Source organism: Patulibacter medicamentivorans, assembly GCF_000240225.1.
In the GTDB taxonomy this organism is placed as follows: Bacteria; Actinomycetota; Thermoleophilia; order Solirubrobacterales; family Solirubrobacteraceae; genus Patulibacter; species Patulibacter medicamentivorans.
This window is the reverse complement of the sequence record NZ_AGUD01000192.1, coordinates 16748-39470: the sequence shown is the minus strand read 5'-3', so window position 1 is coordinate 39470 and position 22723 is coordinate 16748. Positions and strand designations below refer to the sequence as shown.

Here is a 22723-nt window from a genome sequence, read left to right as displayed (position 1 = left end):
CCTCCGATGGGGTGAGGCCGCTCGCGGCGGCTCCGGCCGCCCCTCACTCGGTGTCGAGCCCACGCGGGAAGTACCCGCGATCGTCGCGCTCCGGCGTCCGCGCCCAGGGCTGCGCGGAGTCGGTCCACGCCTCCAGCTCGGGCACCAGCCAGGAGCCGTCGTCGAGGGTCCCGGCCTTGATCCAGGCGACCTCGTCGGCGTCAGCCAGGATCGACATGATCGGCGACCCGCAGTTGGGACAGAAATGCCGATGGGCTGGCTGGCCGCGGTCGCTCCCGATCGTGTCGAAGACCTTCGTCTCCCCGGTCACGTGGAGGTCCTCGACCGCCACCCCGGCGATGATCGAGTACGCCGACGCCGTCTGCCGCTGGCAGTCCCTGCAATGGCAGATGGCGGTCATGATCGGCTCCTCGGAGTCGACCGTGTAGCGGATGCTGCCGCAGAGGCAGCGACCGTCGAGCTTGCCCATGTTCTCTCTCCTGCCGTGGGAACCGATTACATCCGGAAGATCGGCTGACGACGTGGGCCGAGCGGCGCATTGGCGCACGTCGACAGCGCCAGCCCCAGCACGTCGCGGGTCGACCCCGGCGCGATGACGCCGTCGTCCCACAGCCGCGCGCTGGAGTAGTAGGGGTGCCCCTGGGTCTCGAACTGCTCGCGGATCTCCCGCTTGCGCGCCTCGACCTTCTCGGGGTCGGTCTCCTTGCCGACGGTCGCCAGCACGTTCGCCGCCTGGTCGCCGCCCATCACCGAGATCCGCGCGTTCGGCCACATCCACAGGAAGCGCGGGAAGTACGGCCGTCCCGACATCCCGTAGTTGCCGGCGCCGAACGAGCCGCCGACGATCACCGTCAGCCGCGGCACGCGGGTCGTCGAGACGGCCGAGATCAGCTTCGCGCCGTCCTTGGCGATCCCGCCGGCCTCGGCGTCGCGGCCGACCATGAAGCCGGTGATGTTCTGGAGGAAGACCAGCGGGATCCCGCGCTGGTCGCACATCTCGATGAAGTGCGCGCCTTTGAGCGCGCTCGAGCTGAAGATCACGCCTTGGTTGGCGAGGATCCCGACCTGGTGCCCGTGCAGGTGCGCCAGGCCGCAGACGAGGGTCGTGCCGTAGCCGGCCTTGAACTCGTGGAAGCGGCTGCCGTCGACGATCCGGGCGATGATCTCGCGCGGGTCGTAGGGCGTCCGCAGGTCCGCCGGGACGGCGCCGGTCAGCTCGGCCGGGTCGACCGCCGGCGGCTCCGGCGTCCGCGTCCGCCACGGGACCGGGCCCTTCTCCGGCAGGCTCGCGACGATCGAGCGGACGATCGCCAGCGCGTCGCCGTCGTCGGCCGCCAGGTGGTCGGCGACCCCCGAGCGCTTGGTGTGCAGCTCACCGCCGCCCAGCTCCTCGGCCGTGACCTCCTCGCCGGTCGCCGCCTTCACCAGCGGCGGTCCGCCGAGGAAGATCGTGCCCTGCTCCTTGACGATCACCGACTCGTCGCACATCGCCGGCACGTAGGCGCCGCCGGCGGTGCAGGACCCGAGCACGGCGGCGATCTGCGGGATCCCCTCGGCCGACAGGTTGGCCTGGTTGTAGAAGCTCTGGCCGAAGCCGCGGACGTCGGGGAACAGCTCGTCCTGCAGCGGCAGGTAGCCGCCGCCCGAATCGACGAGGTAGACGCACGGCAGCCGGTTCTGGAGCGCGATCTCCTGGGCCCGGGTGTGCTTGCGGGCCGTCATCGGGAAGTACGACCCGCCCTTGACGGTGGCGTCGTTGCAGACGATCAGCACCTCGCGACCGGAGACCCGGCCGATCCCGGTGATGATCCCCGCGCCCGGTGCCTGGTCGTCGTACATCCCGTGGGCGGCCAGCGGCGACAGCTCCAGGAACGGCGACCCGCGATCCAGCAGCCGGTCGACGCGCTCGCGCGGAAGCAGCTTGCCGCGGGCGACGTGGCGCTCGGCCGCCCGCGGACCGCCGCCGGCGCGGACCCGCTGCAGCTGCGACCGCAGATCGGCGTCGAGCTGGGCGTGGGCGCCGGCGTTGGCGCGGAACCCGTCGCTGGACGGGTCGGCGTGGCTGCGCAGGACGACGCTCATGCCGTTGCCTCCAGCTCGACCAGCGCCTGGCCCTGGCGGACGCTGTCGCCGACCGCGATCTGCACGTCGACGACCGTCGCGGCCATCGGCGCGACCAGCGTGATCTCCATCTTCATCGACTCCAGCACGACCAGCACGTCACCCTCCTCGACCTCGGCGCCGCCGCTGGTGCGGACGGCGATCACGGTTCCCGGCATCGGCGCCTCGAGCGAGCCTTCGCCAGCCGCGTCGGCACCCTCGACCACCGGCTCGCGGACGGTCAGCGCGAACGCGTCGGCGCCCGCCGCCAGCCACCGGCGACCGTCGAGGAGCACGTGGTCCCAGCGCCGCCCGCGGCCGTCGGTGACCACGCGCGTGCGGTGCGGCGCAAGCACCGTCGCCGAGACGTTGACGCGCTCGCCGTCGAGCTCGACCAGCGCACCGGTTGCCGGGCCATCGACCCGCACGACCTGCGGCTCGTCCCGGCCGACGGCCTGCAGCTCCCAGCTGACCGGTGCGCGACCGTCAATCCGCCACGAGACCAGCGTGTCCCAGGGGTCGTGGCCGTCGCCGGCGCGATCCAGCTCCAGGGTTCCGATCATCGCCAGCGCGATCGCGGCCTGGCGGGCCTCGGCGTCCGGTGGCAACGCGTCCGCCGCGTCGCGCTCGATCAGGCCCGTGTCGAGCTCGCCGCGGACCACCTCGGGGACCGCCAGCAGCCGGGTCAGGAAGCCCGCGTTGGTGGTCACGCCGAGCACGCGCAGGTCCTCGAGCGCCCCGCTCAGTCGGCCGAGCGCCTGCTCGCGGTCGCCGCCGTGGGCGATCACCTTCGCCAGCAGCGAGTCGTAGTGCGGCGTCACCGCACTGCCTGCGGCGAACCCGCTGTCGACTCGCACGCCGGGGCCGGTCGGCGCCTGCCAGAGCCCGATCGCGCCGGTCGCCGGCAGGAAGCCGTTGGCAGGGTCCTCGGCGCAGAGACGGACCTCGATCGCCCAGCCGTCGAGCCGCACGTCCTGCTGCCCGAACGCCAACGGTCGGCCAGCGGCCACGAGCAGCTGCTGCTCGACCAGGTCCAGGCCGGTCACCAGCTCGGTCACCGGGTGCTCGACCTGCAGCCGCGCGTTGACCTCGAGGAAGAAGAACTGGTCGGGGTCGTCGGCCGAGACGATGAACTCGGCGGTCCCGGCGCCGACGTAGCCGGCCTCGCGCGCCAGCCGCACCGCCGCGGCACCGAGCCGCTCGCGCATCTCCGGCGAGACGGTCGGCGACGGGCTCTCCTCGACGACCTTCTGGTGGCGCCGCTGAAGGCTGCATTCGCGCTCGCCCAGGTGGACCGCGTTGCCGTGGGCGTCGGCCAGCAGCTGGACCTCGATGTGGCGGGCCCGCTCGACGTAGCGCTCCACGAGCAGCGCGTCGTCGCCGAAGCCGGCACGCGCCTCGCGACGGGCGGCCTCCAGCGCGGCGGGCAGCGCCGCGCGCTCGCGGACGATCCGCATCCCGCGGCCGCCACCGCCGGCGGCCGCCTTCACCATCAGCGGGAACGCCTGCGGGTGCTCGTCGGCGAATGCCAGCAGCTCGTCGTCGGTCAGTTCGGGGCGCTGCAGGCCCGGCAGCACCGGCACGTCGGCCGCCTCCGCCGCGAGCTTCGCCCGAACCTTGTCGCCGAGCGCCTCCATCGCCTCGGGCGGCGGGCCGATGAAGACGATCCCGCGCGCCGCGCAGGCGCGCGCGAACGCGGGGTTCTCCGACAGGAAGCCGTAGCCGGGGTGGATCGCGTCGGCGCCACTGGCCGCCGCCGCGTCGAGCACCCGCTCGATCGACAGGTACGACTCGGCGGCAGGAGCCGGCCCCAGCCGCACCGCCTCGTCGGCCTCGGCCACGTGGACCGCGCCGGCGTCGGCGTCGGAGTAGACCGCGACCGAGCGGATCCCCAACTCGCGCAGGGTCCGGATCACGCGCACGGCGATCTCGCCGCGGTTGGCGATCAGGACCGTCGAGAACATCGGGCGCCCGTCGCTCACGAGTGCCCGACGCCGGTCGGCGCCCCTCCGAACCGCGGCGCACGGCGCTCGAGGAACGCCCGCAGCCCCTCGGCGAAGTCGGCCGATGCCGCCCCGTCCGCCAGCGACCGGATCTCGTCCTCGAGCTGCCGCTCCAGCAGCGCGTCGCCGGTCTGGCGCAGCAGCCGCTTGGTCGCGGCGTGGGCCTCGCGCGGGCCTGCGGCCAGCCGCAGCGCCAGCGCCTGGACCTCGGTCGCCAACGCGTCGTCGCCGGCGACGCGCGACACGATGCCGGCCTCGAGCGCCGCGGCGGCGTCGAGCGTGGCGTCGCTCAGGTACAGGTCGAGCGCCCGCCGGTAGCCCATGTCGCGGGCCAGGAAGTAGGTCCCTCCGGCGTCGGGGCTGAGGCCCAGGCGGCGGTAGGCGACGGTCACGGTCGTGCCGGGGTCGGCGACGACGATGTCGTGGGCGGCCATCAGCCCGATCCCGCCACCCGCGACCGGACCGTGGACGGCGGCGATCGTGACCTTCGGCGAGCGGTGGATCGCGGCCACCAGCGGGTTGACGTCGGTCCCGACCTTGCGGATGTAGTCGTGGACCCCCTCGCCGAGCTCGGCGAAGGTCTTGACCGCGCCGCCGACGCACCACGACAGCCCCTCGGCCGCGGTCAGGATCACCCCGACGTCGCGACGAGCGCCGGCCTGCTCGACGCAGCGGCGCAGGTCATCGGCCATCCGGGCGTCGATCGCGTTGACGCCAGCCGGGTCGGCGAGGGTGATCGTCGCGACGCCATCGGCGACCTCGAGCCGGGCCCGCGGGACGTCCTGCTCGTCGGACACCGTCACGCTCCCAGCAGCTCGCGGGCGATGATCACGCGCCGGATCTCGTTGGTCCCGGCGCCGATCTGGAGCAGCTTGCCGGCGCGGTAGAGCCGGTTCACCTCCATCTCCCAGATGTAGCCGGCGCCACCGTGGATCTGGAGCGCGTTGTCGGCGACCCGCATGATCATCAGACCCGCCTGCAGGACCAGCGCCGCCGAGCGCTTGTGGACCCGGCTGCGAGCGGCGCCGTGCTCGATCGCGCTGACCTCGCGACCGACGTCGTAGCAGAAGCTCCGCAGCACCTCGACCTCGGTGTAGATGTCGGCGAGCATCCCCTGGACCAGCTGGAACTCGCCGATCGCCCTGCCGAACTGCTTGCGCGAGCGGGCGTAGTCGACGGCCAGCTCGAGCGCCCGCTCGGCCATCCCGAGGATCATGAACGACAGCCCGATCCGCTCCAGGTCGAGGCCGCTCATCACGACCTTGACGCCCTCGTTCTCGCTCCCGACCAGGTTGGCTGCCGGGACCCGGCAGCCGTCGAGGACGATCTCGGCGGTCTGGGTGCCGCGCATGCCCATCTTCACGAGCTTCTGGGCCACCTGGAAGCCGGGGGTGGCGGTCTCGACGACGAACGCCGAGATCCCCTTCGCCCCCAGCTCCGGCGCGGTCTTGGCGTAGACCAGGGCGACGTCCGCCATCGGCCCGTTGGTGATGAAGATCTTGGTCCCGTCGAGGACGTAGTCGTCGCCGTCGCGGCGGGCCGTCGTCGCCATCCCGCCGAGCGCGTCGGAGCCGGCGCCCGGCTCGGTCAGGCACAGGCAGCCGACGAGCGAGCCGTCGCACATCCCCGGCAGGTAGCGCTGTCGCAGCTCCTCGCCCGCGTTGTGGAGGATGTTGTTCAGGCAGAGGTTCTCGTGGGCGAGGATCCCGAGCGAGATCGACGGGTTCCAGCGTGCGACCGCCTGCAGGACCAGGCCCGAGGCGAAGAAGTCCAGCTCGGCCCCGCCGAGCTCGGTCGGCGCGGTCACGCCCAGGTAGCCGCTGGCCCCGAGCTTCGGGAACGCGTCCGGCGGCCACCACTCCTCGTCGTCCATCCGCTCCTGGTGCGCGAACAGCTCGGACTGCGCGAAGCGGTCGACCTGCTCCAGGATCTCGCGGTGCTCGTCGCTCAGGCCGAACGACTGGCGGCTCTCGGTGATGACGGCGGACATGCGGTGGCTGGCCCCTCTCCTCGTCGCCCTCGTGCGACGGGCGTCGCACCTCGGGACATCGACCCTAGGCCGGCGCCAACCGCCGCTCGTCACCCCTTCGCAGGGTTCTCCTCACCGATCGGGGGAGTCCGGCCGCCGTCCGGCCGGCACTTGACCGACGCGAACCGTCGGCCGCCTCTCGAAAGGGTGAGCTTGCTGCTCCGGACGGAAGAACATGGCGCATCGACACTCGCGCGGCAGCCAAGATCGGCGCCTGTCGCGGCACCGGGAGCGTCGCGGCGGTCCGGACCACCACGAGGGGAGAGCCATGACCACCACCGCCACCGTCGCCGGCACCACGATCGCCGACTTCGCGTTCCGCGCCGCCGCGGCCTACGGCGACCGCCCGGCCGCCCGCCACCAGACGGCGCCCGGCGCGTGGAGCGACATCAGCTACGCCGACCTTGCGGGCCAGGCGATCGAGCTCGGGCTCGGGCTGATCGAGCTCGGGCTCGAGCACGGCGACCGGGTCGCCGTGCTGGGCAACACCCGTCCGCTGTGGTCGGTCGCGCACCTGGGCCTGACCGCGACCGGGGCGGTGCACGTCTCGGTCTACCCGACCAACGCGCCGGAGGAGTGCGCCTGGGTCGTCGGCGACTCCGGCTCCCGCGGGATCATCTGCGAGGACGCCGACCAGGTGGCGAAGATCCAGCAGGTCCGCGACCAGCTGCCGGACCTGGAGTGGATCGTGGTCCTCGACGGCGAGGCCGACGGCGCGATCCCGCTGGCCGAGGTCCGCCGTCGCGGCCGTGACCGCGACGAGCAGGAGCTGCGCGACCGCGCTGCCGCCGTCGTTCCCGAGGACGCGTACATGTTCATGTACACCTCGGGCACCACCGGCCCGCCGAAGGGCTGCGTGCTGTCGCACGGCAACTACCGCTTCATCCTCGACGCCGCCGACGAGCTGTCGGGCATCGACCGCGACAGCGTCATGTATCTGTTCCTGCCGCTGGCGCACGCCTTCGCGCTGCTCTTCCAGTTGATCGTGCTCGATCACGGGGCGGTGCTCGTCTACTGGGGCGGCGACACGGCGAAGCTCGTCCCCGAGCTGGCGCAGACCCGACCGACCCACCTGCCGTCGGTTCCGCGGATCTTCGAGAAGATCTACTCCGCCGCCGTCGGCAGCAAGGAGCCGGAGGTCCGCGAGCAGCTGCTCGCCGCCGCCCGCCTGGGGTTCGAGGTCCGCGAGCGCCAGCACCGCGGCGAACCGATCCCGGACGAGATGCGAGCCCGCTTCGAAGCCGCCGACGACGCCGTCTTCGCCAAGGTCCGCGCGCTCTTCGGCGGCGACCTCCAGCGAGCGATCAGCGGCGGTGCCCCGCTGTCGCAGGAGATCGCCGAGTTCTTCTGGGGCTGCGGCATCCTGATCACCGAGGGCTTCGGGATGACCGAGACGTCGACCGCGGCGGCGATGAACACCCCGGAGCACCACCGCTTCGGGACCGTCGGCCGTTCGCTGCCGGGCCAGGAGGCGCGGATCGCCGCCGACGGCGAGCTGCTGCTGCGCGGACCGAACATCTTCCAGGGCTACCACGGCCTGCCGGACGCGACCCGTGAGGCGATCGACGACGGCTGGCTCCACACCGGCGACCTCGGCGCGATCGACGACGACGGCTACATCTCGATCGTCGGCCGCAAGAAGGACATCATCATCACCGCCGGCGGCAAGAACCTGACCCCCGCCAACTTCGAGAACGACCTCAAGCGCTCGAAGTGGATCAGCCAGGCGGTGATGCACGGCGACCGCCGGCCGTTCCCGATCGCGCTGGTGACCCTCGACCCCGAGACGATCGTCGCCTGGGCGCAGGAGCAGGGGCTGCCGACCGGCATCGCGGAGCTGGCCGGGCACGAGCAGGTCCGGGCCCTGATCCAGGCCGAGGTCGACCGCGCCAACGCCAGGCTGGCGCGCGTCGAGCAGGTCAAGCGGTTCGCCGTCCTCCCCCGTGACCTGTCGCAGGAGAGCGGCGAGCTGACCCCGACGCTGAAGGTCAAGCGCAAGGTCGTCGACGAGCACTTCGCAGCCGAGATCGAGGCGCTCTACGCCTGAGCCGCCGCGGGTCGAGGGCGGTCCGCTGGGCCTTCGACCCGGATGGAGGAGACAAGCTCCCCCCTGAGGGGATTTCCGACCGTGGCATCCCGCCTACTGTCGGTGCAAGAGAGCGATGCCGGGCCACCGGCGGGGAGGCGAGGACCGTGTTCCACGACGAGATCAACCCGGGCGCGTCGATCGACGATGTCGCCGGCGACGCCCACGTGCCGTTCGCTTCGATCCCCGAGGCGATCGCCGAGCTGCGAGCCGGCCGGATGATCGTGGTCTGCGACGACGAGGATCGCGAGAACGAGGGCGACCTGACGATCGCGGCCGAGTTCGCGACGCCCGAGGCGATCAACTTCATGGCGACCCATGGCCGGGGCCTGATCTGCCTGGCGCTGACGCCCGAGCGCTGCCTCGAGATGGAGCTGCGCCCGATGGCGAACCGCAACGAGGCCCCGCACGGAACCGCGTTCACGGTCTCGGTCGAGGCTCGTGAGGGCGTCACGACCGGGATCTCCGCCGCCGACCGCGCCCGTACGATCGCCGTCGCGATCGACCGCGACGCGGGCCCCGGCGACCTGGTCTCGCCGGGCCACATGTTCCCGCTGACCGCCCGGGCCGGCGGCGTCCTCGAGCGGCGCGGCCAGACCGAGGCGGCCGTCGACCTGGCGCGGCTGGCCGGCCTGACGCCGGCCGGCGTGATCTGCGAGGTGATGAACGACGACGGCACGATGGCCCGGGTTCCCGACCTGACGGGCTTCTGCGAGGCCCACGGGCTGAAGATGGTCTCGGTCGCCGCCCTGGCGCGCTATCGCCGTCGCGAGGAGCAGCACGTGCGGCGGGTCGTCGGCACCCGGATGCCGACCGGCGTCGGGCCGTTTCAGATCGTCGGCTACCGCGGCCTCGACGGCCGCCAGGAGCACGTCGCGCTGGTCCACGGCGACGTCGGAGGCCTCGACGAGGTCCCGGTCCACGTCCACCGCGCCGACGTGCTCGGCGACGTCTTCGCGATCGCCGACGGCCACAGCGAGGTCAACGCGGCGATGCGCTGGATCCAGGACGAGGGCGCCGGGGTGCTGCTCTACCTGGCCGGCGAGGACCGGCTCGACACGCTGGTCCGGCGTCTCGCCGGCAGCAGCCGCCCGGCGGGGCCGGACTTCGCCGTCGCCGGCGAGGTGCTGGCCGACCTCGGCCTCTGGTCGGTGCAGCTGATGGAGGCCGATCGCGCGGCGCTCGAGGAGCTGTCCGAGCACGGCATCCGCGCCACCGTCCGTCACCGCCGCGAGCACGCCAGCGACCGCGCACCGCTCGTCGGCGGCATGGTCCCGACCGCCTGAGAGCAGGAGCAACGACCCGTGAGCACCCCAGCCGACGTCATCACCCCGACCAGCTTCGCCGACGCCATGGCCGACCTGCCGGCCGGCGTGGCGGTCATCACCACCCGCGGGCCCGACGGGCCGATGGGGCTGACGGTGACCTCGATGGGCCCCTTCACCGCCGAGCCGCCGTCGCTGATGGTCTCGGTCTCCCATGGCTCGCGCTCGTGCGACCCGCTGCTCGGCTGCGAGCAGTTCGGCGTCCACCTGCTGGCGCGCGACCAGGAGCAGGTGGCGATGGCCTTCGTGCGCAAGGACGACGACAAGTTCGCCGGACTGTCGTGGGCCTGGGATGGCGACGTGCCGCGGCTCGACGGCGCACTCGCCTACCTGCGCTGTCACCGCGACACCGCCTTCACGCACCACGACCACACGCTCCTGATCGGGGCGATCGTGGCGATCGACCGCATCGCCGACCAGCACGCGGCGCCGTTGCTCTACCACCGCCGCAAGTTCTGCTGGAGCCTGCAGGACGACGGCACCAGCACCGGCGGCTGACTCCACGGCGGGGTCGGGCGGCGGTCGCTGCTGCGACCGCCGCCCGGCGTCAGGGCCGCGTGCCGTCGTAGGTCGGCCGCGTCCCGTTCCAGTTGCCGTCGCCGGCGCGCTTGAGCCCCGGATGGCCGGCCTGCTCGTAGAGCCCGTCGGGATCGTAGACCTGGGTGTCCTCGTACGGCCAGGGCTGCGCCAGCTTGTCCGTCTGGCCGGTGAACCGCAGCGTCCCCATCCCGATCAGGCAGATCACGTAGGCGATCGCGATGATCGACCAGGCGGCGGCGAACTCGGTCGTCCGCGGGAAGCGGGCGAAGCTGCGGATTCGGCGGGCGATCCGGCGCTGCGGGGTCCGGCCCTGGGCGTCGCGGTAGAACAGCAGGCAGGTCGCCATCATCGTCAGCTCGAACAGCAGCGGCTCCCACAGCAGCTGCGCCTGCGACGTGTCGCCGCCGTCGATCAGCGGCCCCGGCGCCTGGCTGAAGATGAACGCCTCGGTGACCGTCCCGGTGCGGAAGCCGGCCAGGTCGATCGCGAAGGTGACGCACTTGCAGACGATCAGCAGGCTGATCAGCCGGTGACGCTGGATCCACGATCCGGGACCCTTGCGGCGCTCTGCTCGCGCCTGCAGCCGCCGCCAGATCCAGTGGGTCAGCAACGCCGGGTAGACGAGCCAGACCATGTAGAGCGGGAAGAAGAAGACCGGCTCGAAGGTCGGCGCCAGGTCCGACCAGAACGGGATCGTCCCGTGCGGGATGTGCAGGAACCGCGGGTCGGTCGGGAAGTACCCGAGCCAGTTGTAGAACGGGTCGAAGAAGTACATCCCGCCCGCGGCGAACGTCACCAGCAGGCCGTTGTGCATCTGCCGCGACTTCCACGAGCGCCAGCCGAAGATCCCGAGCAGGATCGCCGCGCCTCCGAAGCCGACCACCTGCCACAGCTGCGGCCAGTAGTCGAAGCCGAGGAACGGCTCGTTCGCACGCGGGTTGCCGTTGACCCAATGGGTCCCGATCGGGTTCGGGTCGCGCAGCGCGCCGGGGCCGGTCTCGGCCACGGCCAGCATCGCGCCCAGGATCGTCGCGAAGACGCCGAAGGCGACGGCCAGCCAGCGTCGCGACGGGGCTGGCTGGTCGGGATCGCCGGCGGCCAGCGCCGCCGGCGGCGCGACCGTGCCGCCGATCGGCGGCACGGTCGCGGTGTCGATCGTGCTCATGCTCCGGCTCAGACGACCGCGGCGTCCTTCTCTGCCACGAGGTCGCGGTAGAGCGGGAACAGCGGCTTGGTGATCGGGACCAGCTTCAGGATCTTGCTGACGGGGCCTCGCGCCTTGACCTTGCCCTTGGCCAGCCCGACCGCCAGGTTGTACTCGCCGCGCCAGTACTTGTCGGCGATGTCGGCCGGCATCCACAGCTTGACGTCGGCGTCGGCATCGTCGCCGCCGTCGATCACCTCCATCGGCTCCGTCATCCGGATCGTCAGCGAGCTGTCGGGATCGGTGTAGTAGACCTGCATCACGACGTTCGCCGCGGCGAGCTTCGGGCCCGCCTCCGGGTGCTCGCTCGCCTGGCGGAAGACGCCGCCGACGTACTGGTAGACCTCGTCGGCGTCCTTGAAGAAGGCCATCTCTCGCTCCTCGTCCGTGTGGTGGTCGGTAGACCGTCGCGGACGCGGCTCGGCCCACGGCGATCTCCTGCGAGCAGACTCCCCCGCGGGCCTCTGGCGCGGCATCTCTCGCCAGGGGGAGATCCGTCCACCGAACGATCCGTGGCCGCCGGGACCGCCGCGATCGCTGCCCCCATCGGGGGAGGGCCTTCCTCCGATCCGAGGAGGCTCGCCGCCTCGAGGGCGTGCGAGCCTGACCACGTCGGTGCCGGCTGCGCTCGTCGGAGGACGGGCGCCGCCGGTCGGAGAGTGGAGATCGCCGCCAGCGCGGCGGGGAGGAGTGATGCTCGTGCAACGGGACACGGTCGAGCCACAGGAGTTCATCCGGCTGCTCGAGGAGTTCTTCGCCAGCGCCGCGCGGCAGCCGGAGCTCGCCGAGCGGATGTCGTTCGCCCGGACCACGGTCGCGCTGCACCTGACGGACGCGCCCGACGGGACGGGCTGCACGTTGCACCTCGCCGGCACGCCGATCGACGCGACATCCGGGATCGACAGCGGGGCCGAGATCCACCTGTACGCGCCGACCGCGCTCTGGCTCGACCTGCTGGCCGACCGCCTGCCGCTGCCGATCGCGGTCGCTCAGGGCAAGGTCGACTACAGCGGGCCGGTCCGCAAGTTCCTGCGGGTGGCGCCGATCCTCAAGGGCTTCGACTTCGACGTCTGGCGCGGCAACGTCGGCCACGCGGCGCGTGCCGAGGTCCCGAACCCGGGCCTGGCCGCGGCGGCCGGCACCGCGACGTCGAACGGCGCGTCCGCACAGTCCCGCGCTCCCGCGGCCGGCCTCTGAGTTTCGGGCAGCCAACCGCCCAGGCAGCATCCGCGCGGCGGCCCTCGGGCCGCCGCTTCGCGTTCGCCTGCGTCAGATCGCCTCGACCGGCTGCGGCGTCGTGCTGCGCCACGCCGGCGGGCGCCCACCCGGCCAGTAGCCGAGCGCCAGGACCCCGATGCTGCCGACCCAGGCGGCGACCATCGCGTCGCCGATCGGCAGCAGCACGAACGAGCCTGCACCGGCCACGCCCCAGTACCCCAGGAAGCGCGACAGCAGCCCAACCCGCATCGCCGCGGTCGCCAGCAGCGCCAGCCAGACGGCGAAGACGATCCGGCTGAGGCCGTCGGCGACGCTCGCCACGCGCATCGCCCCGGAGTCGTCGATCAGCTGCTTCGCCCGCGGCGTCGTGCGGGCGCCCGAGGCCATGAAGAGGTCGGCGACGTGCTGGAGGGCCGCGAAGCCGAAGATCGTGGCTGCGGCGACGAGGCCGGGTCCGAGGACGGTCAGCCACAGCAGGTACGGCCGCGCGACCGCCGCGTCGCGGGTCCGAACCAGCGACCACAGGTAGAGCCCGACGAGGGCGACCAGCACCAGTCCGAGCACCCGCAGGCTCGCCGAGCCGGTGTGGGTGCCGGCGTGCTCGTGGAAGTCGGCCAGGTGACGGGCTCGATCGATCGGCTCGTCGGTGAAGCCGGGGCCGGTCGGCCGCGCCGAGCCGCTGGTCGCGGCGCTGGCGAGCATCACCGCTCCGAGCATCGCCGCGACGCTGGCGATCCCGGCCACGCCGACCAACCGCCCCCGTCGCCGCTCGCGGGCGAGCACTGCCTCGTCCTCGTCGCTACTTCCCACGCTCCGCGTCCAATCCGCTGGTGTCGCTCCGGATCCGCGGGTACGTGCCCGTGAACTCCTGGTCAGCGTAGGGCAGCGAACCCGGCCTGCGGTAGGGGTTGGTCGACTCGTGGATCAGGTCCTTGACGATCCCCTGGTCCAGCAGCGGCGCGACGAGCGCTCGCAGCTCCGGCGTCCAGTTGGCCAGCGTCCGGTCGCTGATCGGGCACAGGCAGCGGCCGACCGTGCCCCACTTGTCGAACATCGCGGCGGTGCCGAAGTTCGACAGCAGGCCGGCGATGTCGCGGTTGTAGGGCTTCAGGTAGTCCAGCGCCGGGTTCGCCTCGCGCAGCATCGCCTCGAGCCGCGGGACGGTGCCGGTCGCGTCGACCGTGAACGTCCGCAGGCTCGCCAGCGCCGGGTTGGCGGCGCGGAACAGCGCCGGCAACTCGTCGGTCAGCTTGCGGGCACGGGTGGCGGTCGGTGCCAGCTCGGCCAGCACCGGGCGCAGCGTCTGCAGCGACGTCCGCAGATCCTCGACCACTGGCGTCGCCGTTCCCGAGAAGCCCGTCAGCTTGCGGACGCTGGTGCGCGCCTGGCGCAGCGTCGGCGGCAGCGACTCGAAGGTCTCCTTGACGGCGCCGTCGCGGGCGGCGACCGCCTCGGCCGTCGTCTTGGCGGTCCGGACCAGCGACTGAAGGTCGCCGCTGCGATCGCTGATCGCCTGCATCACCGTGCCGGTGTTGCGGACGATCGCCGTGATCTGGCCGCGCTGGTCGTTGAGCACGTCGAGCAGCTTGCTGCCGTCCTCGGCCAGCGGCGGGACGCGGTCGAAGAGGTCGTTGAGATCCTCGGCGCGGCCCGCGACGCTCCCGCCCGCGGTCTGCAGGTTGCGGCTGACGTCGCGCCGCGTCCGCGCGTCGAGCGAGTTGAGGACGCGGTCGATCGGGACCGCCTCGCGCTGGCGGGCGACGGCCAGCGTGCCGCCGTCGGGCACGCCGCCGGACTTCGGGTCGCCGGGCGTGATCTCGACGTAGTTCTCGCCGACCAGGGTCTTCTGGCGAACCAGGATCTTCGCGTTGCGGTAGATCGGCGCGTACTTCTTGTCGAGCTCCAGGTCGACGCGGATCCGATCGCCGTCGTTCTCGATCGTGCCGACCGAGCCGATCTTGACCCCGGCCGCACGGACGTCGGCGTGCTTCAGCAGCTGCTGCGAGTCCGAGAGGACCGCCGTCACCCGGTACGGGTCCTCCGTCAGCGGCAGTCGGCCGCCGGCTGTCGTGTAGAAGTAGGCCAAGATCGCCAGTCCGCCTGCCACCAGGGTCAGGAGGACGAGCGCCTTGCCGCCGAGCCGGGTGTTCTTCATCGGGCGCTCTCCTTGCTCTCCGCGTCGTCGCGCGACGGCAGCCGCTTGGTCTGCGGCCCGTTGGCCCGGTACGCGGCCTCCGGGTCCTTGAAGCACGGCGGCGCGATTCGCCAGTCCGGGTCCTTGAGCAGCTCGAGCGGCGTGTGGAAGTCCACGATCACCGAGGCCCGGGCGTCGGGGACATAGCCTCCATCGCCGAACTTGAGCAGCGAGTTGAGCCGGTTCAGGAACGTGCTGACCAGCGGCAGGCACGGCTGCAGCAGCGTCGTCCCGTGGTCGAGCTGCTTGGCCTGCTTCGCCAGCGGAGCGAGCGCTCGCTCGCCGGTCGCCGCCGTGTTGGGCAGCTCCTGCGCCAACGGCACCAGGCTCCGCATCGCCGGTCGCAGCGAGCGGATCGCCGGGGTCGCGTCCTTCGAGAACGCGCTCAGGCTGTCGAGCCCCGACGGCAGCGCCTTGGCGACGGGGCGCAGCGACCGCAGCGCGGAGTCGAGCGTCGTCTCGGTCCGGCGGACGTTGGCGAAGGTCGTGCGCAGCTCGCCGAGGGTGCCGGGCAGCTGGCCGATCGTCGCCGACAGCGACCGGTCGTGCTGGGCCAGCGTCGCGAGCGTCTTGCTGCCCTGGTCGACGAAGCCGGCGAGCTGCCGGTCGCGCGTCGCGAGGACCTCGGTCACGTTGCCGAAGTTGTGGACCAGGCGGGCGAGGCTCGCGCGGCGGCCGTTGAGCGTGTCGCCGAGCTGGGTCGCGACCTCGAGGAACGGCCCGAGCTGCGCGAACGCCTGGCGCATCCGCTCGCCCCGATCGTCGGTGCCCCGGGCCAGCTGGGTCAGCAGCGTCGCCAGCCGCGGCCGCGTGTCCTCGTCGAGCACGTTCAGGACCCGGCCGACCTCGACCATCGACTTGGTGCGGGTGGCCGGCAGGGTCGCGCTGGCCTGCAGGACGGGGGCGCTCTTGGTCCCGCGGCTGACGATGTCGACGTACATGTCCTCCAGCGCGGTCACCGGCCGGATCACGACCTTGGCGTTGGTGTGCAGCGGCGCGTACTTCTTCTCGACCTTCAGGACCAGGACCGGATGGCCGTGCTCCAGCCGCGAATCGGCGATGCTGCCGGCCTTGACCCCGGCGATCCGCAGCTCGTGGCGTCCGGGGACCACGCCCTCGACGTTGTCGAAGGCGACCTTGTACTGGACGTAGTCGACCCACGGCTTGTCGCCGGCCAGGTTGCGGACGATGTTGACCGCCGTGAACAGCCCGGCCACGCAGAGCCCCAGGAACAGCAGGCCCGGGACCGTCGCGCGGCGGAGCTCGAGCTTGAGCCGATCGAGTCCGACCTTGTCGCTCATCGGCCCCGCTCCTTCGTGGTCGTGCCGGCCAGCCCCGGCGCGGCCTTGCGCACCAGCGACCGCAGCTTCGCCTTGTCGTCCATGATCGCCCGCAGCTTCTTCTCGGGCACCGTCCCGCCGCGCAGCTCGACCTTGTCCGGCGGGGTGCCGGTCAGGAGGCCCTGGATCAGGCGCGCCGCCAGCTCGCAGTTGAGCTTCTCGTCCGGCGCGACGTACTCGTTGGTGAGGAAGGTCTTGCAGGGCGAGAGACCCGGCAGGCCCTCCCCGACGCCCGCCTCGAAGTTGGCGACCGGGCCGTTGCGGTCACCGAGTGCCGTGACGCCCGCCGCCGACGAGAGGGCCGGCCCGATCACCTCGTAGTTCTTGCGCTTCGACTCGATGTCGCGCTGGCGGGCCCACGGCAGGATCGGGTAGATCAGCCGGTCGAGGGTCGGGTCGAGCGCGTCGATGAAGGCGTTGCCCGAGGTCGTCAGCTTGGTCAGGTCCTGGACCGCAGGCTGCAGTGCCCGCAGCGTCGGGCGGGCGTCCTTCAGCAGCGGGGTCGCCGCGGTCAGGACCGTCTGGGCATCGCGGGCCGAGCCCTCCAGCTTGCGCACCCCCGGCCGCAGGTCGCGGGCCAGCGGGTCGAGGACGTCGAGCGTCGAGCGCAACCGGACCATCGTCCGCCGCGTCTCGGCCAGCGCCCCGGGCGCGGCGCTGAGCAGCCCGCGCAGGTCCGCCTGGCGGGCCGCCGTGACGCCAAGCGCGACGCGGCCGCTGTTGATCAGCTCGCCGAGCGCGACCTCGTCGCGTGCGACCGCGCCGACCGTGCGGCTGGTGGCCCGGATCATCCGCGGCAGGTCTCCGGGCTGGGTCCCGCGCAGCGCCCGCAGGCCGGGGCCGAGCGAGCGCATCGCCGGGCGCAGCGCCCGGACCGTCCGGCGGTAGCCGTCGGGCGACGCGAAGCCCTTGTCGAACTCGTTGACGATCGTCTTGACCGCCTGGCGGCCGTGGTCGTCGAGCGGCTCGATCGCCTCGTCGAGCTCGGTCTGGGTCGATGTCCTCGCGAGGGCGATCGTGTCGTCGCCGAGCGGCGGGGCGCTCGGCGAGCCCGGCTTCAGGTCGACGTACAGGTTGCGGCCCAGCAGCGTCCGCCAGCGCAGGGTCAGGGTCGCGTCGCGGCGGACGCTGACGCCCTTGCCGTCGTCGATCTTCATCGCGATCCGGACGCCCTTGCCGGACGCGGCGCGCCCGACGCTGGTGACCTGGCCGACCTCGACGCCCTGGACGCGGACCGGGGTGTAGCCCGGCCGGATGTTGGCGCCGTTGTCGATGTCGGCGGCGATCTCGGTGCCGCCGCCGTCCAGGAACGGGATTCCCGGCTTCGTGTAGATCACGAACAGGAAGAGGCCGGCGAGGACGACGAAGATCAGGCCGTTGCGGGCGTTCTTGGGGCGGTGCTGGCCGGGCTGGATCTCGAACCGGCGGCGACCGCCCTTGCGCGTGCGACGGCTCATCGGATCGCCTGGAAGCTCTTGGAGTAGGTGAGGCCCTTCATCGATTCCTCCACCCGGGGCATCTGCTTGCCGGCCTCGCCCTCGCCGTTGACGCACGGTCCGGGGTAGGGGTTGGTGTGCACGAACTGGGAAAGCAGCGGCTTGCCGTCCGGGCCCTGCCGCGTCGCGGTCGCGCCGCCGAGGATGTCGCCCGGGTTGAAGGTGACCTGGAAGCGGATGAAGTTGCTGGTCGTGTTGCCCCACTTCATGAACTCGCTCCAGCCGGTCATCGCGTTGCTGAGCTCGCAGGCGCGTGGGGCGACCGAGCGCAGCGTCGGCGTGATGTCGCCGAGCGCCCGCTCGATCCGCGGCGCCTGCGGGACCAGGTCGGTCAGCAGGCCGACGGTCGGGTCGACCGCGTCGCGAGCCTTGTCGAGCGTCTCGCGCGCCTGTCGCAGGGCGGGCCGCGAGCCGCGCATCAACGCGGTCGTCTGGCGCAGCGCGGCCGGCGCGACCCGCAGCGCCGGGCGTCCATCGCGGGCGAGCCCGTCGACGGCCGCCACCAGCCGCTCGACCTGCGGCAGCTGCGCCTGCAGCTGGTTCAGCGTCGGGGTCGCCTCGTCGAGCGTCTCGCCGAGCGCGTCGGCGTTGTCGGCGAACGGCTTCAGGGCCGCCCGCTCCGGCTCGAAGCCGGCGGCCATCGTGTCGCGGACGGCGTCGAAGCCGGCCGCGGCGCTGGCGGTCGAGCGGACGAAGCGGCCGGTGATCCCCGGCTCGGCGACGAGCGGCTCGGCCAGCGTCTGGACGTCGCGCAGGAACGGCGGCAACTCCTTCAGTGCCAGGTTGACCTGGTCGCCCGCGCCGCCCGCGCCCGCGCCGAGCTCGTTCAGCAACGTGCGGGTCCGCTCGCGGGTCCGCGGGTCGAGCGTGCCGAGCACGTCGTCGAGCGCGACCGGGATCCGGGCGTTGGCCGCCGGGATCGTCGCGCCCTCGGGCAACGGGCGACCCTTGGTCCCCGGGATCATCTCCAGGTAGCGGACGCCGACGGCGCTGCGCAGGCGGATCCGCAGCTGGGTGTCCGAGCGCAGCGGCGCGAACTTCTTGTCGAGTCGCAGGTCGACGAGCGCCTTGCCGTCCTTGACGCGCGGCCGAAGGATCTGACCGGCGCGGAGCCCGCCGATCCGGACCTCGTAGTGGTTGGCGAGGTTGTCCGCGCCGTCGAACTCGGCCTTGAGGTTGTAGTACTCGCGCCCGGGGACGGTGTCGGCGGCGCGGTAGCCGACCCATGCCATCAGCGACAGCACGGCGATCGCCGCCAGCCCGATCGCCAGGACCGAGAACCTGCTGGTGCGGCGACCGGCCGCGCGACGTCCAATCCGTCTCATCGTCCCACCCAGGTGTTGAGGAGCCCGCGGGTCGCGGCCCGCTTCGGAGCCGTCGCCGCCGAGGTCGCCCGGGCACGAGCGGCGGCGCGACGGCGCTCGGCGCGACGGGCCGCGCGCTCGGCAGCGGTCCGCCGGGCATCGACGCCGCGCCCGTGACCGCCGACCCGGCGTCCGACTCCGCTCGCGGCGTCGAGCACCGACCGCAGCAACGGCTTGCGCGGCGTCGCGGCGCGGGCCGCGGCCGTCGCCCCGGCCGCGTCGGCAGCGAGGTCGGGATCCGGCGGATCGGCCGGGTCCGGCGGCTGGCCGTGCTCGGTGCCGCCGCCCAGCAGGCTGTCGACCACCGAGCGGATCGTCTGCGTGCCGACGGAGACCTTGGCGCCGATGAAGTGTCCGAGGCCGTCGCGGTTCTTCAGCCCCAGCGACCAGTTCTGGACGAACCAGAGGATGTCCTCGAAGGCCCGTCGGTCGAGCTCGTCGAGGGTCGGGGTGGCCAGGTCGGAGACCTGACGCAGCTGCGCCAGGGTCGGGCGCAGGCGCTGCAGCGGTGCGGTCGCCTGATCGCCGAGCTTGCGCAGCTGCGGCGCCGCCTCGTTGGCGGCCTTCAGGCTGTCGCGGGCCGCGTCCTCGAACCCGGGCAGCGCGGCGAGCGTGCCGCGCAGCGGCTGGGCGCTGCGCTGCAGGTCGGCCGCGGCGGGCCGCAGGCTGGTCGAGGTCGTCCGCAGCTGGGCGAGCGTCCGCCGCAGCTCGGCGAGGCCGGCCGGAGCGCTGTCGAGAGCGCGCCCCAGCGACTGGCGACGGTCGGCGACCTCCTTCAGCGTCCGGTCGGCCTGGTCGATCAGCTTCGCGAGGTCGTCCTTCTTCGGGTCGATCGACGCGGTGATCCGGTCGCCGCGCTCGATCAGGGCGCCGAGCGACCGGTTCTCGGCCACGACCTCGGAGACGAGCTTGCGCGCGTCGTCGAGCGACGGCGGCATCGCGTCGAGCAGCTTGGCCAGGTCCTTCCCCCGCGAGCCGAGCGCGACGCCGAACTCGTTGACCAGGATCTTGACGCGGGTCCGCGTGTCCTCGTCGAACGTGTTCAGGACGTCGTCCAGCTCGACCGGCAGCGAGGCCTTGGCCAGCGGGATCCGGGAGCCGGACGGCAGCGGACGGCGGCGGTCGCCGACGTCGAGCGCGACGTAGCGCTCGCCGAGCAGGTCGGTCGGGCGGATCTTGACCGACGCGCCGCGCCCGATCGGGGCGGAGTTCGACTTCAGGTCGAGCTTGGCGATCGCGGTGTCGCGATCGGTGATCTCCAGGTCGGCCACCGTCCCGCCGGGAACCCCGGCGATCTTGACCGAGGAGTGCTTGCGCAGCCCCCCGGCGTTCGGCAGCTCCACGTCGACGCGGTAGGCGTCGTCGCCGCCGGACAGCAGGATCCACCCCGTCACCAGGACGGCGGCGGCCAGCAGCCCGACGACGATCCGTCGCGGGGTCATCGGTCGCGCTCCTCAGGATCCTTGCTCGGGTCGAGCGACTCGGGCCCGACCCCGCACTGGGGCTGGAACCACGGCTCGCCGCGGATCAGCCCCGGCGGGCGCGGGTAGGCGTACTGCTTGAGCCCGATCTTGGTGAACAGCTCGGTGGTGACGATCGGGGGCCAGGCGTGCAGCGTGGCCGTGCTGGCGTTGATCCGCGCGCGGATGCCGTGGAGCCGGATCTTGCCGTTCTCCTCGCGTCCGCGGTACGGCATCGGCTGGTCGAGCAGCTGGGTCTCGATCGGGGCCTGCTTGTCCTTCAGCTGGTACGACTGCAGCCAACCGCCGAGCCCGACGACCGCCCCGGCCGCCTCAGGGGTGTACGGACGGATGCAGGCGATCATCGGCTTGGCCTCGCGCAGGATCCGCTCGGCCTTGGTGACGAACGGCGAGCCGTCGGTCAGCAGGCTGTTCAGCGCCGGCGCGACCCGGGTCGTGGTGCGGACGGTCGAGAGCGCCGTCGGCACGATGTCGTAGAGCTGTCGCAGCGCCGGCGTCGCGGCGCGGGCCAGCGGCTTCAGCCGCTTGGCGCCGGGCTCGAGGTCGCCGACCAGGCCGGTCAGGGTGCCGACGCTGCCGTCGACCCGGGCCAGCGTGGTGCGGGCCTCGGCCATCGCGCCGGGCACGCCGTCGAGCGTCTGCTGGATCTCGCGCGAGCGCGATCCGAACGCCTCGAAGGTCCGGGCGCCGACGGTCACCAGATCGCTGACCTGCGGTGCCCGCGAGGCGAGCGTGCGGGTCAGGCGATCGGTGTTGGCGACGAGCCCGCGGAGGGCCGCGCTGTCGCTGCCGAGGTCGGCCAGGAAGCCATCGATGTCGCGGATCCCGCGGCCAGTCGCGGCGAGCCCGCGGTTGGCGTCGCGCTCGGTCCCGGAGACCGCGCTGTCGACGTTGCCCTGAAGGCTCTTGACCTTGCCGCGGGTGTCGTCGTTGAGCGTGTTGAGGACCTGATCGACGTCGACCGCCGGCCGCGTGTCCTTGGCCGCGATGATCCCGCCGTCCGGGATCGCCGGCGCGCCCTTGGGTCCCAGGTGCAGGTCGAGCCGGCGGGTGCCGGAGCCGATCGTCGTGCCGTAGCGGGTCTTGACGGTGGTGCCCTGCGGCAGCGGCCAGTAGTCGTCGTCGTTGACGCCGATCTCGACGATCGCGCGACCGTCCTGGTACTCGACCTTGCCGACCTTGCCGACATCGAGGCCGTCGACTTGGACGTCGAGCCCCGGCGTGATGTTGAAGGCCGACGAGAAGGCCGCCTTGACGTGGTGCTTCTGCTCGCGGGTTCCGATCACCCAGAAGGCGAACCAGACGACGAAGGCGGCGCCGACGATCGACCACGGGTGGCCGACGAGCCAGCGAACGCCGCCGACGACCGGGTTGGGACCGCGCCTGCGCGGCGGCTGCGGACCGCTGCTGGGCCCGAGTCGGCGCAGGGGCGTCCGCGGAACGCTCTGTTCCTGTGGCATCCGGCCTCACCCACCGACCGGGAGCTTGGGATCGACGCCCCAGAAGAAGAACGTGAAGCCCTCGTTCAGGACCATCGTCAGCATCAACGCGACGACCATCGATCTGGCCGTCGCCTCCCCCACCCCGACGGGTCCGCCGCGAGCGGTGTAGCCGTAGTACATGGACGCGATCACGATCGCGATCCACATCACCAGCGTCTTCAGGTAGCTGAAGATGATCGACGGTCCGTCGGTGAAGGCCCAGTGGACCGACTCCCACGCACCGCGGGAGATCTCGCCGATCTGGAACAGGATCACGAAGACCTCGCCGACGTAGAAGAGCACCAGCCCGACGACGAAGATCGGCAGCGAGACGAGGATGTTCGCCAGCAGCCGCGTCCCGATCAGGTACCGCATCGGGTTGAGGCCGAGCGACTCCATCGCGTCGATCTCCTCGTTGATCCGCATCGAGCCGATCTCGGCTACGTAGCCGCAGCCGATCTTGGCCCCGACCATGTAGGCGAACATGAACGGCGTCGCCTCGCGGATCGGGCAGAGCGCGCTGAAGACGCCGGCGTAGCTCGACGCGCCGTAGCCGCGCAGGACGTAGACCGACTCGTTGCCGCAGGTCAGCCCGAAGGTGAACTGCATCGCCCACAGCACCAGCGCGGAGCCGGTGATCAGCAGCGCGACCTGGCGCAGCATCTCGGCGCTGTAGCGCAGCACGCCGGGCAGCTCGATGATCGCCCGGAACCCGAAGGCGGCGATCTGGCCGGCCTCGACCAGGATGTTGCGGACGGGGTCGACGAAGCCGTTCGCGAAGCGCTCCAGGCCCGAGGGGCGGGTCGGGCGCCGGCGACGCGGCTCGTACGGGGAGGGTTGGACTCCAGCTTCCACGGTGCTC

19 protein-coding genes are annotated in these 22723 nt (G+C 72.4%); 4 read left to right on the top strand and 15 right to left on the bottom strand.

Annotated features, from left to right (window positions below):
• Positions 1–43 precede the first annotated feature (43 nt).
• The 5 genes from PAI11_RS11500 to PAI11_RS11480 are packed head-to-tail and all read right to left on the bottom strand — an operon-like array spanning position 44 to position 6093.
• Positions 44–469, bottom strand: coding sequence for a GFA family protein (locus PAI11_RS11500; protein WP_050897216.1), 426 nt, complete (start codon positions 467–469; stop codon positions 44–46).
• A 26-nt stretch (positions 470–495) separates the two neighbouring features.
• Positions 496–2082 carry a carboxyl transferase domain-containing protein gene (locus PAI11_RS11495; RefSeq protein WP_007574736.1) on the bottom strand — a complete coding sequence of 529 codons (1587 nt, stop codon included), beginning with the start codon at positions 2080–2082 and terminating at the stop codon, positions 496–498.
• Complete coding sequence (locus PAI11_RS11490; protein WP_007574734.1) at positions 2079–4064, bottom strand: ATP-binding protein; 1986 nt, start codon at positions 4062–4064, stop codon at positions 2079–2081. The genes PAI11_RS11495 and PAI11_RS11490 overlap by 4 nt, the downstream gene beginning before the upstream one ends.
• A gap of 14 nt (positions 4065–4078) precedes the next feature.
• Complete coding sequence (locus PAI11_RS11485) at positions 4079–4900, bottom strand: enoyl-CoA hydratase/isomerase family protein (protein WP_007574732.1); 822 nt, start codon at positions 4898–4900, stop codon at positions 4079–4081.
• A 2-nt stretch (positions 4901–4902) separates the two neighbouring features.
• Entirely contained in the window at positions 4903–6093 is a 1191-nt protein-coding gene (locus tag PAI11_RS11480) for an acyl-CoA dehydrogenase family protein (RefSeq protein ID WP_007574730.1), read from the bottom strand.
• Between the two features lie 307 nt (positions 6094–6400).
• Here PAI11_RS11480 and PAI11_RS11475 point away from each other — a divergent pair, with 307 nt between their 5' ends.
• From PAI11_RS11475 to PAI11_RS11465, 3 genes are all read left to right on the top strand, one after another.
• The gene (locus PAI11_RS11475; RefSeq protein WP_007574726.1) at positions 6401–8179 is read left to right on the top strand and encodes an AMP-dependent synthetase/ligase; all 1779 of its coding nucleotides are present in this window, start codon (positions 6401–6403) and stop codon (positions 8177–8179) included.
• Positions 8180–8325: 146 nt separating this feature from the next.
• The gene (gene ribB, locus PAI11_RS11470; protein ID WP_007574724.1) at positions 8326–9504 is read left to right on the top strand and encodes a 3,4-dihydroxy-2-butanone-4-phosphate synthase; all 1179 of its coding nucleotides are present in this window, start codon (positions 8326–8328) and stop codon (positions 9502–9504) included.
• A gap of 18 nt (positions 9505–9522) precedes the next feature.
• Positions 9523–10041, top strand: a complete 519-nt coding sequence (locus PAI11_RS11465; RefSeq protein ID WP_007574721.1) for a flavin reductase family protein — start codon at positions 9523–9525, stop codon at positions 10039–10041.
• Positions 10042–10090: 49 nt separating this feature from the next.
• Here PAI11_RS11465 and PAI11_RS11460 read toward each other — a convergent pair whose 3' ends face one another.
• On the bottom strand, positions 10091–11248 hold the full coding sequence (locus PAI11_RS11460) for a spirocyclase AveC family protein (protein ID WP_007574720.1): 1158 nt from the start codon (positions 11246–11248) through the stop codon (positions 10091–10093).
• A gap of 8 nt (positions 11249–11256) precedes the next feature.
• Positions 11257–11658: an SCP2 sterol-binding domain-containing protein gene (locus tag PAI11_RS11455; RefSeq protein WP_007574718.1), complete on the bottom strand. Its 402-nt coding sequence runs from the start codon at positions 11656–11658 to the stop codon at positions 11257–11259.
• A 322-nt stretch (positions 11659–11980) separates the two neighbouring features.
• On the opposite strand from PAI11_RS11455, the gene PAI11_RS11450 reads away from it, so the two are divergent.
• Positions 11981–12484 carry an SCP2 sterol-binding domain-containing protein gene (locus tag PAI11_RS11450; protein ID WP_007574715.1) on the top strand — a complete coding sequence of 168 codons (504 nt, stop codon included), beginning with the start codon at positions 11981–11983 and terminating at the stop codon, positions 12482–12484.
• A gap of 72 nt (positions 12485–12556) precedes the next feature.
• Here PAI11_RS11450 and PAI11_RS11445 read toward each other — a convergent pair whose 3' ends face one another.
• The 8 genes from PAI11_RS11445 to PAI11_RS11410 are packed head-to-tail and all read right to left on the bottom strand — an operon-like array spanning position 12557 to position 22716.
• Positions 12557–13315, bottom strand: a complete 759-nt coding sequence (locus PAI11_RS11445; protein ID WP_138974252.1) for a DUF4386 family protein — start codon at positions 13313–13315, stop codon at positions 12557–12559.
• Entirely contained in the window at positions 13305–14660 is a 1356-nt protein-coding gene (locus tag PAI11_RS11440; RefSeq protein ID WP_007574711.1) for an MlaD family protein, read from the bottom strand. The genes PAI11_RS11445 and PAI11_RS11440 overlap by 11 nt, the downstream gene beginning before the upstream one ends.
• Positions 14657–16000 (bottom strand): MCE family protein, encoded by a 1344-nt coding sequence (locus tag PAI11_RS11435; RefSeq protein ID WP_007574709.1) that lies wholly within the window; start codon positions 15998–16000, stop codon positions 14657–14659. The genes PAI11_RS11440 and PAI11_RS11435 overlap by 4 nt, the downstream gene beginning before the upstream one ends.
• Positions 15997–17496 carry an MlaD family protein gene (locus PAI11_RS26300; protein ID WP_007574708.1) on the bottom strand — a complete coding sequence of 500 codons (1500 nt, stop codon included), beginning with the start codon at positions 17494–17496 and terminating at the stop codon, positions 15997–15999. The genes PAI11_RS11435 and PAI11_RS26300 overlap by 4 nt, the downstream gene beginning before the upstream one ends.
• Positions 17493–18860: an MlaD family protein gene (locus tag PAI11_RS25825; RefSeq protein ID WP_007574706.1), complete on the bottom strand. Its 1368-nt coding sequence runs from the start codon at positions 18858–18860 to the stop codon at positions 17493–17495. Before PAI11_RS25825 ends, PAI11_RS26300 begins: the two co-directional genes overlap by 4 nt.
• Complete coding sequence (locus PAI11_RS11420; RefSeq protein ID WP_040599946.1) at positions 18857–20341, bottom strand: MlaD family protein; 1485 nt, start codon at positions 20339–20341, stop codon at positions 18857–18859. The genes PAI11_RS25825 and PAI11_RS11420 overlap by 4 nt, the downstream gene beginning before the upstream one ends.
• Positions 20338–21840, bottom strand: coding sequence for an MlaD family protein (locus PAI11_RS11415; protein ID WP_040599945.1), 1503 nt, complete (start codon positions 21838–21840; stop codon positions 20338–20340). The genes PAI11_RS11420 and PAI11_RS11415 overlap by 4 nt, the downstream gene beginning before the upstream one ends.
• A 6-nt stretch (positions 21841–21846) precedes the next feature.
• Positions 21847–22716: an MlaE family ABC transporter permease gene (locus tag PAI11_RS11410; RefSeq protein ID WP_007574705.1), complete on the bottom strand. Its 870-nt coding sequence runs from the start codon at positions 22714–22716 to the stop codon at positions 21847–21849.
• Positions 22717–22723 lie beyond the last annotated feature (7 nt).